19 protein-coding genes and 1 tRNA gene are annotated in these 15846 nt (G+C 63.6%); 6 read left to right on the top strand and 14 right to left on the bottom strand.

The genetic code is table 11. The features are described 5' to 3' along the window. Positions 1–39: 39 nt before the first annotated feature. From VK682_RS16800 to VK682_RS16760, 9 genes are all read right to left on the bottom strand, one after another. Entirely contained in the window at positions 40–642 is a 603-nt protein-coding gene (locus VK682_RS16800) for an OmpH/Skp family outer membrane protein (RefSeq protein WP_230797036.1), read from the bottom strand. 1 nt (position 643) lies between these two features. After that, positions 644–2917, bottom strand: coding sequence for an outer membrane protein assembly factor BamA (gene bamA / locus VK682_RS16795; RefSeq protein ID WP_089848685.1), 2274 nt, complete (start codon positions 2915–2917; stop codon positions 644–646). 171 nt (positions 2918–3088) lie between these two features. Then, a complete protein-coding gene (locus tag VK682_RS16790; RefSeq protein WP_269062039.1) occupies positions 3089–3214 on the bottom strand; it encodes a hypothetical protein in 126 nt (41 codons plus the stop codon). A 109-nt stretch (positions 3215–3323) separates the two neighbouring features. Continuing rightward, positions 3324–4667 carry an RIP metalloprotease RseP gene (gene rseP / locus VK682_RS16785; RefSeq protein WP_230797035.1) on the bottom strand — a complete coding sequence of 448 codons (1344 nt, stop codon included), beginning with the start codon at positions 4665–4667 and terminating at the stop codon, positions 3324–3326. Between the two features lie 12 nt (positions 4668–4679). Beyond that, positions 4680–5846 (bottom strand): 1-deoxy-D-xylulose-5-phosphate reductoisomerase, encoded by a 1167-nt coding sequence (gene dxr, locus VK682_RS16780; RefSeq protein ID WP_324782254.1) that lies wholly within the window; start codon positions 5844–5846, stop codon positions 4680–4682. Next, positions 5843–6640 carry a phosphatidate cytidylyltransferase gene (locus VK682_RS16775; protein ID WP_230797033.1) on the bottom strand — a complete coding sequence of 266 codons (798 nt, stop codon included), beginning with the start codon at positions 6638–6640 and terminating at the stop codon, positions 5843–5845. The genes dxr and VK682_RS16775 overlap by 4 nt, the downstream gene beginning before the upstream one ends. Continuing rightward, complete coding sequence (locus VK682_RS16770; protein WP_089848692.1) at positions 6637–7362, bottom strand: undecaprenyl pyrophosphate synthase; 726 nt, start codon at positions 7360–7362, stop codon at positions 6637–6639. Before VK682_RS16770 ends, VK682_RS16775 begins: the two co-directional genes overlap by 4 nt. Positions 7363–7394: 32 nt before the next feature. Then, positions 7395–7958 (bottom strand): ribosome recycling factor, encoded by a 564-nt coding sequence (frr, locus tag VK682_RS16765; RefSeq protein ID WP_089848837.1) that lies wholly within the window; start codon positions 7956–7958, stop codon positions 7395–7397. A 101-nt stretch (positions 7959–8059) separates the two neighbouring features. Further along, complete coding sequence (locus tag VK682_RS16760) at positions 8060–8467, bottom strand: SufE family protein (protein WP_230797032.1); 408 nt, start codon at positions 8465–8467, stop codon at positions 8060–8062. Positions 8468–8592: 125 nt separating this feature from the next. Between VK682_RS16760 and VK682_RS16755 the strand changes: the two genes are divergently transcribed. Beyond that, the gene (locus tag VK682_RS16755) at positions 8593–9108 is read left to right on the top strand and encodes a hypothetical protein (RefSeq protein ID WP_324782253.1); all 516 of its coding nucleotides are present in this window, start codon (positions 8593–8595) and stop codon (positions 9106–9108) included. A 255-nt stretch (positions 9109–9363) separates the two neighbouring features. Here the strand turns inward: VK682_RS16755 and rnd are convergent, their stop codons facing one another. From rnd to purM, 3 genes are all read right to left on the bottom strand, one after another. Further along, positions 9364–10521, bottom strand: a complete 1158-nt coding sequence (gene rnd, locus VK682_RS16750) for a ribonuclease D (protein ID WP_230797030.1) — start codon at positions 10519–10521, stop codon at positions 9364–9366. Between the two features lie 130 nt (positions 10522–10651). Next, positions 10652–11242 (bottom strand): phosphoribosylglycinamide formyltransferase, encoded by a 591-nt coding sequence (gene purN / locus VK682_RS16745; RefSeq protein WP_230797029.1) that lies wholly within the window; start codon positions 11240–11242, stop codon positions 10652–10654. Continuing rightward, positions 11239–12285 carry a phosphoribosylformylglycinamidine cyclo-ligase gene (gene purM / locus VK682_RS16740; RefSeq protein ID WP_230797028.1) on the bottom strand — a complete coding sequence of 349 codons (1047 nt, stop codon included), beginning with the start codon at positions 12283–12285 and terminating at the stop codon, positions 11239–11241. The genes purN and purM overlap by 4 nt, the downstream gene beginning before the upstream one ends. 137 nt (positions 12286–12422) lie before the next feature. Between purM and VK682_RS16735 the strand changes: the two genes are divergently transcribed. The 5 genes from VK682_RS16735 to VK682_RS16715 all read left to right on the top strand — a co-directional run bounded on the left by VK682_RS16735 (position 12423) and on the right by VK682_RS16715 (position 15231). After that, positions 12423–12499: transfer RNA gene (locus tag VK682_RS16735), tRNA-Ile, on the top strand. A 74-nt stretch (positions 12500–12573) separates the two neighbouring features. After that, a complete protein-coding gene (locus VK682_RS16730; protein WP_324782252.1) occupies positions 12574–12723 on the top strand; it encodes a hypothetical protein in 150 nt (49 codons plus the stop codon). Between the two features lie 395 nt (positions 12724–13118). Next, positions 13119–14315, top strand: a complete 1197-nt coding sequence (locus VK682_RS16725; protein ID WP_324782251.1) for a hypothetical protein — start codon at positions 13119–13121, stop codon at positions 14313–14315. Further along, positions 14305–14649, top strand: coding sequence for a hypothetical protein (locus VK682_RS16720; protein WP_324782250.1), 345 nt, complete (start codon positions 14305–14307; stop codon positions 14647–14649). Before VK682_RS16725 ends, VK682_RS16720 begins: the two co-directional genes overlap by 11 nt. Beyond that, positions 14650–15231 carry a hypothetical protein gene (locus VK682_RS16715; RefSeq protein WP_324782249.1) on the top strand — a complete coding sequence of 194 codons (582 nt, stop codon included), beginning with the start codon at positions 14650–14652 and terminating at the stop codon, positions 15229–15231. It begins immediately after the preceding gene. A 64-nt stretch (positions 15232–15295) separates the two neighbouring features. On the opposite strand, the gene VK682_RS16710 is transcribed toward VK682_RS16715, so the two are convergent. Together VK682_RS16710 and VK682_RS16705 are read right to left on the bottom strand one after the other, a co-directional pair. Then, entirely contained in the window at positions 15296–15562 is a 267-nt protein-coding gene (locus VK682_RS16710; protein ID WP_324782248.1) for a hypothetical protein, read from the bottom strand. Positions 15563–15629: 67 nt separating this feature from the next. Beyond that, positions 15630–15846: hypothetical protein (locus tag VK682_RS16705; protein ID WP_324782247.1), on the bottom strand; the 217-nt coding region annotated here is incomplete at its 5' end.

The following is a 15846-nucleotide window of genomic DNA, read 5'->3' as shown; positions in this document are numbered from 1 at the left end:
CCCGTCCCTAGCAACCGGCGGGCGGCGGGGCAAGGCACCTCAGGGATCGGTGCCGGGCGCCGCAGGGTCAGGCAGCGGCGTCTCGGGCAGCAGATCCGGCCCTTCGCCGATTTCGGCATCAATCCGCGAAATGGCGGTTTCGGTGATGTCGATGACCTCGGCGGCCAGCAGCACCTGCCGCTTGTCGAGGATGACCGCAGCCCCCGCCTCGCGCATCAGCTCGGCCAGCACCGGCTCCGCCTCGGCCAGAAACTGCCGCCGCCGGTTGTCGGACAGATCCCCCAGCATGCGCGCCTTGGCATCCTGTTCGCGGCGCAGCGCCTGCACCTTCTGGTCGAAATCGTCGGCCAGCGCGCGGAATTCGGCAGGCGGCAGGCTGCGGCGCTGCTCGGTCAGGCGGCGTTCCTCTTCGGTCAGATCGCTTTCGATGCGGCGGTTCTCGGCTGCCAGATCGGCGCCCTGCTCCTCCAGCGCGGCGGTGACCTTGCGGCCATAGGCGCTGTCCGCATAAAGCCGGTCGACCTCCAGCGTCAGGATCGGGCTTTGCACCACGCCCGCCCGCGTGGCGTCCTGCGCGCTGGCGGCACCTGCCGACAGCACGCAGGTCAGGGCCAGCAGCAGCGCGCGGACCCGTCCCGCCATGTCAGAACTGGCTCGACAGCGACAGGCTGAAGTTCTGCTCTTCGTCGTATTTTTCCTTCTTCAGCGGCTGCGAGAAGTTCAGCCGCAGCGGCCCGAGGATGGAGTCCCAGAAGACCGACACGCCGATCACATGGCGCGCGCTGGCCTCTTCATAAAGGATGGAGTTGCTGCCCGCCGCGGCAGCGGTCGAATCCGACAGCCCCCAGACCGAGCCCACATCGTAAAAGACGCCGCCGGACAGCCCGTATTCTTCGGGCAGGCCCAGCGGGAATTCCGCCTCGAACCGGGCGACGGCGAAATAATCGCCGCCGATGGAATCGTCCACATCCGCCGCATCCGAATATTCGCGCGGGCCGATGCCACCATAGGCAAAGCCGCGCATCGTGCTGTCATTCAGCAGGAAACGGTCGGTGACCCGGCTTTCGCCGCTGGAATAGTTCAGCGCCCCCGCCTCGAACGAGGCGCGCAGCGTGACTTCTTCGTTCCAGACGGTGGTCTGGGCCACGGCGCGCAGGTTGGTCTTGATGAAGGTGGTGTCGCCGCCGACCCCGCCGAAATCCTGACCGAATTCCAGCAGCACGCCGGAATTGGGATCAAGCCCGGTGCGCCGGGTGTCATAGCTGAGCGTGTAGCCCACCGAACTGTCGATGCGTTCGCCCAGATCCTCTTCGGACCGGATGACATTGCCCGCATCGCCATCATAGGCGTCGGAAATGTCGCTGAGCCGCGCGGTGTAGCGCAGGCCAAGCCGGGCACGTTCCGACACCGGGAAGGTCAGGCTGGGCCGGAACACGCCTTCGGTGGTGTCATACTGCGTGTTGCTGTAATCGGTGGTGTTGTAGGCAAGGTTCAGGCCAAACGCCACGTCACGGCCCAGAAACGCCGGTTCCACGAAGCTGAACGTGTAGGACTGGGTCGAATCCGAGGTGTTGATGCCGAAGGACAGCCGCTGCCCCCGCCCGAGGAAGTTCTGTTCGGCAAAGCTGATCGCGGCGCCAAACCCCGAAGAGGTCGAATAGCTGCCGCCAAAGCCGATGGAGCCGGTGGGCTGTTCGGTCACGTTCACGTCGACGATGACCTGCTGCGGCGTCGTGCCTTCGCGGGCTTCCACCTCGGCATTTTCGAAATAGCCAAGCGCGCGGATGCGTTCGGCGGCCTCGCGGATGGCGCGGGGGTTGAACGGATCGCCTTCGGCGGTGTCGAACTGCCGCCGGATCACCCGGTCGAGCGTGGTGGTGTTGCCTTCGATGTCGATGCGTTCGACAAAGATGCGCGGGCCGCGGGTCAGCTGGAAGGTCACGTCCAGCGTCAGGTCGCGGTCATTGCGGGTGATCTGCGGATCGATCCGCACGAAGTTCAGCCCCTGCTGCACCGCCAGACGTTCCAGCCGCGCGATCTCGTCCTCGACATCCGAAGGCGAATAGGTCCGGCCCGACCGCAGCGACAGCACGTCACGGAACGACTCCACGTCCACCTCGGCCAGATCGCTGGCAACATCGATCTGTCCGAAGGAAAACTGCTGGCCTTCCTCGACGTTGAAGGTCAGGAAATAGCCGTCCTGTTCGTTGGCGAATTCCGAATTCACGCCGGTGATGCGGAAATCCACATAGCCGCGCGAGGCATAGAAATCCTGCAGAAGCTGGCGGTCAAAGGCCACGCGGTCTTCGATGAAGGTGTCGCTGCGGATGATGGCGCGCAGCAGCCCGGCCTGTTTGGTCTGCAGCACGCGGCGCAGGCGGCGGTCGGAAAAGGCCTGATTGCCGACAAAGCCGATCCGCTCGATCTCGCTCACGCCGCCTTCGAAGATCTCGTAAACCAGATCGACGCGGTTGTCGGAGCGGCGGATCAGCTTGGGCTGCACCCTTGCTGCCAGACGGCCCTGCTGCACATAGGCTTCGGCGATCGCCTGCGCATCCTGTTCGGCGACACGCGGGCTGTAGACGCGGCGGGACTGCGCCCGCACGATCGTGGCCAGTTCCTCGTCATCGATGCGGTCATTGCCTTCAAAGGCGATGCGGTTGATGGTGGGATATTCCCGCACCTCGATCACCAGACGCGACCCCTGCGGGGTGATCTCCACCGTTTCGAACAGGCCGGAGGCGAGAAGCCGCTGATAGGCGTCGTTCAGTTCCGCAGCGCTGACCGTCTGGCCCCGTGCGATCCCGGCGTAGCTGAGAATTGTGCCCGCCTCGATCCGCTGGTTGCCTTCGATGGCCACGCTGTCAAAGGCGTAGGACTGCGCAAGGGCCCGATCCGGCACCCCCGCAAAAGCCATTGTCAGTGCTATGGAAACCGCCGCCGCAGACACGCCTGCCCGGTAACCGCACCCTTTGCGAGGGGGGGTGACCCCCGTGAGCAATTTGCCCATGCCAGTATCCACTCCGCCACGTTTTAGGAGTGACTACCGGGAACGGCTGGACTTGTCAAAACCGGATCCGGTCCCCGGTCAGAGCGAGCCCAGAAAGGCGCCCAGATACAGCGCCGCCAGAATGGTCAGCGGGAACAGCAGCCTGTCCCAGTTGATCGTAAAAAGAAGGCTGAGGCCCTGATAGCCGTGCTTGAGCGTCTGCATGGGATCACCCGGACTCCGGTTGCGTTTCCCGTGCAATAGTCTGGGAATATGGCCGAAATTGGGCTGCGGGGCGGGGTTTCCTTGGCGGTTGTCCCCGCCCGCGCAACGATCAGGGGCAGAACAGGTCGTTTGTCAGCGCAAAGACCATCAGCGACAGGATCAGCGCCAGCCCGACCGACATGAGAATCCGCAGCGCCTTGTCCGAGGGCGGCTTGCCGGTGACCGCCTCGTAGCCGAAGAACACCAGATGCCCGCCATCCAGCACCGGCACCGGGAACAGGTTCAGAAGCCCCACCGCCGTCGACAGCACCGCGATGAAGGTCAGGAAGCTTTGCCCGCCCTGCGAGGCCATGGCGCCCGAGGTTTCCGCGATGCCGATCGGCCCCGACAGGTTGCACGAAGAAATATTGCCCGCCACCATGTGCCAGAGTCCCGACAGCGAGCCCTGCGCGATTTCCCATGTGCGCGACACCGCTGCCCCTGCCGCCGTCAGCGGCCCGGTGGTTTCGGTGGCAGGCTCGAAGAACAGCCCGCCGACGATGCCGATGCGATAGACGGTGCGGAAGCCGCCTTCGGGCAGCGGCTCGTCGGTGCGTTTGGGGGTCAGCGCCAGATCCAGCACCTGCCCGTCGCGCCAGACCTCCAGTCCCAGCGTTTCGCCATTGGAGCCTTCGACCCGCTGGCGCAGCTGTTCGAAGGCAAAGATCGGCACGCCGTCGATGCCGGTGATCACGTCGCCCGGCTCCACCCCGGCGGCGCTGGCGGCAGAGCGCGGCGCGATGGAGGTCGCAAGCGGCGGATAGACATAGGGGCCCGCCACCACCTCTTCGCGACCGTCGCGGGACACGGTATAGTCCAGCGTCGCCTGCATCGGCAGCGCCTTCAGGAAGGCGTCAAAGCCTGCCGCATCCTCGAAGGCGGGCGGCGCTGCGCCCTCGATTTCAAGGATCACGTCACCCTGCTGCAGTTCCTGCACCGAAGGCATTGGCCGCAGGTCGCCCACCGTCAGCGGCTCGGCGATGACGCCGCGGAACATGAAGAGCCCGGTGAACAGCAGGATGGTCAGCGCGAAGTTGAACACCGGCCCCGCCGCAACCGTGGCGGAGCGCGCCCAAAGCGGCGCACCGTTCATGGTGCGGCGCAGTTCTGCCGGGGTCATCTGCGACAGCGTTTCGCCATCCGCCCCGCCAGAGGCATTGGCATCGCCCTTGAATTTCACATAGCCGCCAAAAGGCAGCGCGGCGAGCTGCCAGCGCGTGCCGCGCCGGTCCACCCGCGACAGCAGCACCGGCCCGAACCCCAGCGAAAACACCTCGGCATCGATGCCGGACCAGCGGCCCACGATGTAATGGCCATATTCATGGATCGCCACGATCACCGACAGGGCAATGACAAAGGCCAGAAGCGTCCAGAGGACGCCCCCGAATTGCGGGATCAACTGGGGGATGTCCAAGTGCTCTGCCTCTCAGGTTGGTGTCATGATCTCGTCGGCGGATCTACGCGCGAAATGGTCGGCCTGACGGACGTTATCAAGGGTGATCCCGGCCTGCAGCAGCCCGGGCTCGCCCGTGGCGCGGTCCAGCACCTGTTCCACCACCTCCGCCATCTGCAGAAACCCGATCTGCCGCGCGATGAAGGCATCCAGCGCGCGCTCCTTGGCGGCGTTGAACACCGCCCCCGCAAGCCCGCCCGCAGCCATCACCTCGCGCGCCAGCCGCAGCGCGGGCCAGCGCGTCTCGCAGGCGGGGCGGAAGGTCAGCTGCGCCAGCTTGGCGAGATCAAGCCGTTCTACCGGCAGCGGCGCGCGCCCGGGATGGTTCAGCGCAAAGCCGATGGCATGGCGCATGTCCGGCGCGCCCATATGCGCCATCAGCGCGCCGTCGCAGAACCCCACCAGCGCGTGGATCAGGCTTTCAGGATGCACCACCACATCGATCTGATCGGGGCGCAGGTCAAAAAACTCTTTGGTTTCGATGACTTCCAGCGCCTTGTTGAACATGGACGCGGAATCGATCGTGATGCGCTGCCCCATGGCCCAGTTGGGATGGGTTGCGGCCTGTTCCGGCGTGGCGTGGGCCAGATCCTCGGCGGGCCAGTCACGGAAGGCGCCGCCGCTGGCGGTCAGGATCACCCGTTCGACGCAGGCGATGTCTTCGCCGATCAGCGCCTGAAACACCGCCGAATGTTCGCTGTCCACCGGCAGCACCCGCCCGCCATGGGCCGCGGCAGTGGCCAGCACCAGAGGCCCGGCGCAGACCATGCTTTCCTTGTTGGCCAGCGCCAGCGTGGCCCCCTGTTCCAGCGCGCGCAGACCGGGCGCCAGCCCCGCCGCGCCGACGATGGCCGACATGACCCAGTCGGCGGGCCGCAGCGCCGCCTCTTCCAGCGCCTCTGCGCCAGCGGCGGCGGCGATGCCGCTGCCCGCCAGCCGGTCACGCAGATCGGGCAGCAGCGCGGGATCGGCGACCACAGCCAGTTCTGCGCGGAATTTCAGTGCATCTTCAGCCATTTGCGCGACGTTCCTGCCACCGGTCAGCGCCACGACCTGATAGGCCTCGGGCGCGCGGGCGATCAGGTCCAGCGTGTTCTGTCCAATGGATCCGGTGGCCCCCAGAACGGAAACGCGCCTCATTGCAACCCCGGCGGGAAGTCCACGATCTGCCCGGCGATCAGCAGGAACAGCGCCGCCCCCAGCATCCCGTCAAAGCGGTCCAGCAGCCCGCCATGGCCCGGCAGCAGGTTGGAACTGTCCTTGACCCCGGCGCGGCGCTTGACGGTGCTTTCGGCCATGTCACCGATCTGGCTTGCCATGGAAATGGCGATGGACACGCCCACAAGGCCAATGCCGACCTGCGACACGTTCATGAAGGCGATCCCAACCAGTGCCGCACCAACCCAGCCCGCCACGGCGCCGGACCATGTCTTTTTCGGGCTGACCCGCGGCCAGAGCTTCGGCCCGCCGATGGCCCGCCCGACGAAATAGCCCGCCACATCGGTGATGACGACGACAGAGGTCAGCCACAGCATCCAGACCAGCCCGAATTCGGCCCGCAGCGCCATGATGCCATACCCCGCCAGCAGGATCATCGCGGTAAAGACGGCATAGGTCACGCCGCCCCGCTCCATCTGGCCGAATCCGGCCATGGAGGGCAGCAGCAGCAGCGGCAGCGCGAACAGTTCCAGCGGCGCGGGCAGCTGGATCGAGGCCAGCGCGCAGCCCCCCGCCACCAGCGCCAGAATCCGGGCGGAGCGGCGGCGGTTGGTGTCCACCATGTTGACCAGTTCCCAGACCATCACCCCGCAGAACAGCGAGATCAGCCCGCGCCACCAGATGCCGCCCAGCCAGACCGCGATCAGGCTGATCACGATCAGCACCGAGGCCGACAGCATCCGGGGCCCCAGATCGGTCCAGCGCTGCGTGCTCATGCGATCACACCGCCGAAGCGCCGCTCGCGCTTGCCATAGGCGCCGACCAGACCGGCAAATTCCTCGGCGGTGAAATCCGGCCAGAGCGTGTCGACAAATTCATATTCCGCATAGGCGGACTGCCAAAGCAGGAAGTTGGAGATGCGCGCCTCGCCACTAGTGCGGATCACCAGATCGGGATCGGGCAGCACGCAGGTGTCGAGGTACTTCGGCAGCGTCTCCACGTCGATCTCCTCGGGGCGCAGGCGGCCTTCGGCCACGTCCTGCGCCAGCCGCCGCGTGGCGCGCGCCACCTCGTCGCGGCCACCGTAATTGATCGCGATGGTCAGGTTGACCCCGGTGCAATGCGCGGTCATCACCTCCAGCTCGTCCATCAGCGTGATCAGCTTGCGGTCAAGCCGCACCCGGTCGCCGATGAAGCGCACGCGGACGTTTTCGCCCATCAGCGCGCGGGCTTCCTTGGTGATGTAGCGGCGGAACAGGCTCATCAGCCCCGCCACCTCGGTCTGGGTGCGTTTCCAGTTCTCGGTGGAAAAGGCGAAGATGGTCAGATAGCGCACGCCCGCATCCGGGCAGGCCTCGACAATCTCGCGGACGCGCTTGGCGCCTGCATGATGGCCGAAAAGCCGGGGCCGGCCCCGGCTCTGCGCCCACCGGCCATTGCCATCCATGATGATGGCCACATGGCGCGGGCCGGTGCCCTCGCGGATGGGTTTGGGCATCGGCCCCCTCCTCCTGTCAGGCTCAAGCCCGATCAGACCTGCATGATCTCTTCTTGCTTGGTCTCCAGCGCGGCATCGATCTTCTTGATGTAGCTGTCGGTCATCGCCTGAACTTCGGATTCCCAGAACTTCTGGTCGTCTTCCGACAGCCCGTCGGCCTTGGCCTTCTTGATCTGGTCCATACCGTCGCGGCGCAGGTTGCGGATCGCCACGCGGCAATGCTCGGCATACTGGCCCGCCACCTTGGTCAGATCCCGGCGGCGTTCCTCGTTCAACTCGGGGATCGGCAGCATGATGATGGTGCCGTTAAGCTGCGGGTTGATGCCCAGCCCCGACTCGCGGATCGCTTTCTCGACCTTGCCGACAAGGCCCTTGTCCCAGACGTTGATCGTGACCATCCGCGACTCGGGCACGTTGACCGTACCCACCTGGTTGATCGGCGTGGGCGAGCCATAGGCATCCACCATCACCGGCTCCAGCATGGAGGCCGAGGCGCGCCCGGTGCGCAGCGAGGCAAATTCCGTGCGCAGATTCGCCATGGCGCCATCCATGCGGCGCGTGAGGTCTTCGGTGTCGAGTTCAAAATCGTCAGACATGGTCATGCTGCCCGTTCAGGTCGTTCCATTCGAAAGGCGTTCTATGACAGGTGCGCCCGGATGTATAGCCTGCAGCGCCGCCGTTCCCGCCCTGCGGCGGCTCAGGCCGCGTCGGCCTCGGCCCGGATCCGCTCTACCATGGCGCGCAGACCGTTCGATCGCTGCGCCGAAAGATGCTCGTTGAGCCCCAGCCGCCCCAGTTCGGCGCGGGCATCGGTGGCCAGAACCTCCTGGGCCGACAACCCGTCATAAAGCCGGTGCAGCACCGCGATCAGCCCGCGCACGATCATCGCGTCGCTCTCGCCCTGAAAGCGCAGCCGCGGGCCGTCCCATGTCACATGCAGCCAGACCTGACTGGCGCAGCCTTCCACCTTGGTGGCAGGCACCTTCAGCGCCTCGGGCAGTGCGGCCATGTCGCGGCCCATCTCGATGACCATGCGGTAGCGGTCTTCCCAGTCCTCAAGGAACTCGAAATCCCCCACCAGTTGCTCGAAGCCAGCCTGTGCCATGCGCCCTCCTGTTCCGGCCCCAGAGGTAGGCGGCGCCCGCCCAAAGGTCCAGTGCCCGCGAAGGATGCTTTTCAACTTCGGCAAAACAGGCTAGTCCCGGAGGCGACAAGACGGGACCAAATCGCATGTTCAAACCCTTCACGGTGCTGGTGATCTCTGCGGGACTGCTTGCGGGCTGCGCCAGCGTGCGCGACTCGCGCGTCAATCCGTTCAACTGGTTCGGCGGCGGCAGCGGCCCCGTGCGCTCTGCCGGGGCCGAAACCGGCAGCGCCAATCCCCTGATCCCCGAACGCAGCCGCGTCAGCCTGCTGACCCGCGAGGCGCCCGACTATGCGGGCCGCCCCGTGGAGCAGATCAGCGAAGTGCTGCTGGAACGCCGTCCCGGCGGCGCCATCCTGCGCGTCACCGGCGTGGCCGACCGCGTGGGCCCCTTCGACGTGCGGCTGGTCGAGGACGAGACCGCGCGCGGCACCGGCACGCTGGCCTATACGCTGGCCGCGCTGCAGCAGGCAGGTCCGCGCAGCACCGGCACGCGCGCCCGCATGGTCACCGCCGCCGTCTGGCTCACCGATCAGGAACTGGCCAGCGTCGGCGCGATCCGCGTCGCAGGCCGCAGCAACGCGCTGGAAACCCGCCGCTAGAGGCCCTCGCGCACGGCGCGCCGCGCCGGATCCGAAAGCGCGCGCGGCTCCTGACCCCTGCGCGCGCCGCAAGGGCTCTGCGGCACGTTCCGGTTTCCATTGGCCAGAAATATCCCGGGGGAGTCCGCGTCAGCGGACGGGGGCAGAGCCCCCATCTTGCTTCGTCCGACCCTCGCGCAGGGCGTCCGCCCCTGACGGACGCTTCCCCATGGCGGAGGAGGGAGACAGCCCCCTCCTCCGCCCCCGCCAAGCGGCTCAGATCTCGATCACCGCCACGGTCTTGCCCTTGGCCGCCAGCGCGATGCGCCCCTCGCAGAGCCGCAGCGCATCGGCGCCGAACACCTCGTGCCGCCAGCCCTGCAGCGCCTTCACGTCGCGCTGACCGGCGGCGATGGCGTCAAGCTCCGCCGCAGGCGCGATCAGCCGCGAGGCCACGCCCGAGCTTTCGGTCTTGGCCTTCAGCAGCACCCGCAGCAGATCGGCCAGCGCGGGGTTCACCTGCAGCTGGTCGCGCTCGTCCTCGGCCTGCGGCAGCTGCTCCTTGGGGCAGTCGAGCCCCGCCTGCACCGCTGCAAGGATGCCCTCGGCGATCGGACCCTTGCGGGCCTCGCGCAGCAGCAGGCGCGACCGGCCCAGATCGTCCAGCGTCGCGGGCTTGGTCGAGGCCAGTTCCACCAGCGCGTCATCCTTGTAGACCCGGGTGCGCGGGATGTTGCGCGACTGCGCATAATCCTCGCGGAAGGCGGCCAGCGCCCGCACCAGCGCCAGAAAGCGCGGGCTGGAGGACCGGGTGCGGATCTTCTGCCACGCCTCGTCGGGGCGGGTGATGTAGGTCTCCGGATCGGTCAGCACCGCAAGTTCTTCGGTCACCCAGCGGGCGCGCCCGGTCTCGGCCAGCTTGTCGGCCAGAAACTCGTAGATCACCCGCAGATGGGTCACATCGGCCAGCGCGTATTTCTTCTGGGCATCGGTCAGCGGGCGGCGCGACCAGTCGGTGAAGCGCGAGGACTTGTCGAGCTGCTGCTTGGCGATGCGCTTGACCAGCGTCTCGTAGCCCACCTGTTCGCCAAAGCCGCAGACCATGGCCGCGACCTGCGTGTCGAACAGCGGCTCCGGGATCACGCCGTGATCGATGTAGAAAATCTCCAGATCCTGCCGCGCGGCGTGAAAGACCTTGATCACGTCGGTGTTGCGGAACAGCTCCAGCAGCGGCTCCAGCGACAGGCCGGTGTCCAGCGGATCGACCAGCACCGCATCCTCTTCGGCGCTGCCCGGAATGGCCAGCTGCACAAGGCAGAGCTTGGAATAATAGGTGCGTTCGCGCAGGAACTCGGTGTCCACGGTCACATAAGGGGCGGAGGCCGCCCGCGTGCAGAACTCTGCCAGATCTTCCGTCGAGGTGATTGTCTTCATGCGGGCTCCGGCCATCTTGCGTGACATAACTGTTCGCGCCTCCTACACCCGCAGGCGCGCAAGATCAAAGACCTCCGCGCGCGGCAGCCGCGACCTGTGGCGGAATGGGCAGAAACGCTGCAGGCTGCGGTCAGGGCAGCAGCAGCGGGCTGCGGTCGCCTTGGGCAAAGCGGCGCAGCACGGCGGGATAAAGCTGATGCTCCATCGCCAGCACGCGCGCCGCCAGCGTGTCGGGCGTGTCGTCCTGTGCCACCGCCACCCGCGCCTGCCCAAGGATTGGGCCCTCGTCCAGTTCCGGCGTCACCTCATGCACGGTGCAGCCATGTTCGGCATCCCCTGCCGCCAGCGCCCGGGCATGGGTGTCGAGCCCGCGATATTTCGGCAGAAGCGACGGATGGATGTTCAGCATCCGCCCCGCCCATGGCATCACGAACCCCGCCGTCAGCACCCGCATGAACCCGGCAAGGCACAGGATGTCGGGCGCGGCGCGGTCAAGCTCGGCCTGAAGCGCTGCCTCGAACCCGGCCCGGTCACCCTTGAAGGGCCGGTGATCCACCACCGCCGTGGCGATGCCGCGCGCGGCGGCAGCGGCAATCCCGCCCGCATCGGCGCGGTTCGATAGCACCAGCACGGGCCGGGCCGGGTGATCGCCGGTCATGCTGTCGACCAGACGGAGCATGTTCGACCCGCCGCCCGAGATGAAGATCGCGACGCGCTTCACCCCAGCTGGCCCTCGTAGCGGATGCCCTGCCCTTCGGTCACGGTGCCAAGCGTCACCACCGTCTCGCCTTCGGCGCGCAGCAGATCGGCCAGCGCGGGGGCACGGTCCGCCGCCACCACCAGCACCATGCCGATGCCGCAGTTGAAGGTCTTGAGCATTTCCGCCGCTTGCATGCCGCCGGTCTGTGCCATCCAGCCGAACACGCCGGGCAGCGCCCAGCTGTGCAGATCGATCGTGGCGCCGCAGCCTTCGGGCAGCACGCGCGGCAGGTTTTCGGTCAGGCCGCCGCCGGTGATATGCGCCAGCGCATGCACGCCCCCTGCCCGCACCGCCGCCAGCGCCGGCTTGACGTAAAGCCGCGTCGGCGTCAGCAGCACCTCGCCAAGGCTGCCTTCGGTCCAGGGGCAGTCCGCCTCCCAGCCCAGCCCCGAGATCTCCACAAGCTTGCGCACGAGGCTGTAGCCGTTGGAATGCACCCCGTCAGAACCAAGCCCGAGCAGCACGTCGCCCGCGCTGACCTCGCGCGGCAGATCCTGCCCGCGCTCCATCGCGCCCACGGCAAACCCCGCAAGGTCGAAATCCCCCGCCGGATACATGCCCGGCATCTCTGCCGTCTCGCCGCCGATCAGCGCGCAGCCCGACCGCACGCAGCCTTCGGCGATGCCCTCGATCACCCGCGCGGCGCTGTCGGTGTCGAGCTTGCCGGTGGCGAAGTAATCCAGAAAGAACAGCGGCTCCGCGCCCTGACAGACCAGATCGTTGACGCACATGGCCACCAGATCGATGCCCACCCCGTCCAGATGCCCGGTGTCGATGGCGATGCGCAGCTTGGTGCCCACGCCGTCCGTGGCCGCCACCAGCACCGGATCGCTGTAACCCGCCGCCTTCAGGTCGAAGAGCGCGCCGAAGCCGCCCAGCCCCGACATGGTGCCGGGACGGTTGGTGCGCTTGGCGGCAGGCTTGATCCGCTCTACCAGCGCATTGCCCGCGTCGATATCCACCCCCGCATCCGCATAGGTGATGCCGTTCTTGCTGTCGGTCATGCCGCCCTCCAGGCCAGTTTCGCGCGGCTTTAGCGCAAGCCGTGCGCGAAGAAAAGCGTCCATCCCCCTCCTGACCCGCCCTCCGCCGTGCCGCCCGTCTTGACCCGCGCGCCGGGAATGGTAGTGAACCCCAAGGTGGGCCTGTAGCTCAATCGGTTAGAGCAGGGCGCTCATAACGCCTTGGTTGGGGGTTCGAGTCCCTCCGGGCCTACCAGAAATCGCAAAAAATCCAGTAAAATCAATGGCCACGTGGACCACAAAACGGGTCGCGTGGTCCAATATGAATCAATGGCTTACAAGCAATGTGGACCACGCTTCGCGGCGGGCCTGCGCGCGGATTCTGCGGAGGGTCAAGTCATGGGTGATTTGATCGCGGCGCTGACCGGCTTCTTGGCCATCGTCTATTTCGTCATCGGGCTCGCGGCGGGCCTCAGCTGACCGCTCTGGCTGATCCTGTGGCTGGCGAAGGGGTGACCAGGCCACAATCTAGCGTTGCGTGCCCCCTAAGAAAGCTCTATCACCAACACCAATTTTCAAGTTACAGCCCTATCGGTGATACGTTGATTACCTTGACTCCAAGTTTCATAATTAGAAACCTATTTGGTTCGCGAAGGAAGAGTCTTCCCTCACGTATCGATGGAGCTGCTAGAAGAAAAAGACGTGCACTCATCAAAGCGTGGAATGTGCGTGGACAAAAATCAAAGACCAGGCAGGGCACCAAAAGGGCTATAGAAAACGTAGTTCGGAAGAATAGAGTATACAATCCAAATAGAGCCAAGATTGGTACTCACGATTATCTTCTTCTATCTCGAAGCATGCGACCGTCGCTAGTGTTGGATGGGCTACACCCGCAGCGATCTCTACCAAATACTTGGAAGAAACTTGCAGAAAGAGACCGCCAGCAAGAGACCGTCGGTATAAATTTATCTAATTTTAGCTTCCTAGATCATCCAGAAGAAACGCTAACTTCAATAAAAGAAATTGCTATAGCAGAAGCGCATGCCCTATCAGCTCGCCTGAATTTTAAAGACAAAAATTGCCTTGATGTGGCGCCTTTTATGACGCTTATGGAATTCTGGTCAGATATGGTTCCAATTTTTGAGGGTGGGGAAATGGATTTCCCGATGCAAAAGGTTTTAGCCGCTACCGGTGTGAGCCAAGCAATGGGAATTGGCCTAGGGGGCGTTTCAGATTTTGACGATGTTTGGGCGTTTCCCTTAACCCGCCGCAGGAGACCTGGGTCAACCGTCTCTCGCACGCGTTTTGTGGATGTTCCAACAAGGGACACGGCAACCACTCGCTTCTGCACAGCTATGAATGATTGGCTGGGTCAACCGGACATCAGCCTAGAGCTGTCCGATTCCGGTGCAGCTAAGCTGATGAACCTTCTTGGAGAAGTATTAGAAAATGCTGAACGACATTCTGATGGAGCGCGTCGGGACGGGGCTTGGTCGGTCTCTGGATTTCTTACCCGAGACAGTTCAGACCTAGAAGGTGAATGGAAATACAGAGCAAGCATTGGAATAATATCTGTCGGAAACACTTTTAGTGAGAGCCTTTCGCGCGCCCACCCGAATCAACTTGAGAAGATAGACGAGTATGTCAAGGCCGCACGTCGCGACGGCGCTCGTCAGTCTGACGAAACCCTTCGAACCGTATGTGCACTTCAAGATACCGTGACCTGCGTGTCCGAAGCGGAGGAGGAAAGCCGTGGTGGCTATGGTCTCATGGACATACTAGATTTTGTGGACGGCTTGGGCCAGACCGATGATCCTGCGCTACTACCCCGAGTAACCATCATCTCAGGACGCTCTTGTATTCGCTTGTTCGGATCATACATTTCTGGCAAGGAAGTACCCGGCGAGGTGCACAGTCCGCGGGTTCAATGGTTTAATAAGGAAAACTCTGCTAAGGTCCGTCCTGACGAAAACCATGTTTTTGACCTAAGCGCCTCGTTTCCTGGGACCGTAATCAGCATTGGGTTCTGCTTAGATCCCAGCTACCTCAGTAGAATATTCAATGATGCTTGAAACAGTGATGCAGATCAACCTTGGTGAACTTACGGACGTGCGGGTCAGGAGTATTTCTGGTCATGAACGCGGCTTGGAAGCTCGGCGTCGCTTTAAGCTTGACGATTTAGATGACTGTGGCGGCAGTGTAAGTGTTTTAGTTCCTGACAATATTGAAGCGATTGCGACTTCATTTTTTCAAGGGATGTTCGCAAAAAGTGTTCGCAGACTGGGATCAAAGGAAAAATTTCTCGATCATTACCACTTTGTTGCACATCCGTTTGTGGTTGAGCAAATCTTAAGAAGCGTCGATCGAAGCTTGACGCGTAGAAGCGGCGCTGCCTTTGATCACTAGATGAATAATGCTGAATTGCCTTCTGAACTTGTAAAGACCAGCTACGTCTGGGGAGACGATTTTCGTTTGTGGCTGGCTTTAGCCATCTCAATTTTGTCATTAGTTTGGAATGAGTACAATCGGCGCCAGCTAAAGCGAGCGACATCTAAGATTCGCCTAGAAAATGTGCGACTTGAGGAATTTAAAGCGGCTGTGAAAGATCCGATCAGGAAGTCTTTGGATGAATTAGAAGTCATCTCAGTTAGATCTCAGGCGATTTCCATTAGCGGGAAGGAAATCGACCAGCTCCAAGATGAAATTAAAACTCTTTTCAGCCAAGCAATTTCTGCGATTGCCTCCCTAGAACATAAACTTGGGGATGCGGAAGCTAGCGCCTTTGCACAGCGATCAGACTGGAGCTTAGGCTTTGAGGAACTTCAGGACAGCGTTCTGCAAAAATTTGATCTTGCGCTCAATAATTTGAGATCAGATGCCGATCGCAGAGACTCGCTGATTCAAATAAAAGCCCGCTTACTCGCTTACCGTCGAGAGTTGTTATCGAGAATAGATCTAGAGATAACGTCTATTCTAAATATTAAGTAGCTTTCAGGTGCTTACCTTCTACGCTGAAAATGACTGTAGCCCGTGCAAACGCATCTCTCGCCTGTCATCGTCGCCGATCCACATCCGTCTCCGGCAGATCGTCCGTAGCCCCCTGCCTGACCCGCTCCAGCGCCTCCTCCAGCGTCGGCTCGTAACCATGCACTGACGGATAGGTCCATGTGCCCCACCACCAGACCAGATCCCCGCCAGCGCTCATTCCGAGACGTTGCTCCATCACCCGGCCCACGTCGCGCCCGTCGCGCTTCACCACGAAATCGTTCGGGCGTGACGTGCCAGCGATGATGCAGGGGCGATAGGTCCAGCGGGTCATGCGCCGGAGGTAGGGCGCAGGCACAAAAAAAGAACCCCGCGCCGGGTCGGGCGCGGGGTCAACACGATCAGAACAGTGCGAGCTGCGCCGGAGGCGGCGCGCGGCGTGGCGGATCACGGGGGCAGCATTTCGGGCACCGGCAGAACTGCCCGTTGCGCTCCAGCCACTGCCGCGCATCCTCCAGATCTATGGCGCCCCAGCCCTTTTCCTCCATCACCATGACCGCGAACGCCTCGCCCTTCGTAAGCGGGAAGGGAACCCCGTGGCTTAAGCTCGTGGCCGGT

The organism is Salipiger marinus (assembly GCF_035481585.1).
Lineage (GTDB): Bacteria > Pseudomonadota > Alphaproteobacteria > Rhodobacterales > Rhodobacteraceae > Salipiger > Salipiger marinus.
The sequence above is the reverse complement of the archived record's forward strand: the minus strand, read 5'-3'. Positions and strand labels throughout refer to the sequence as shown.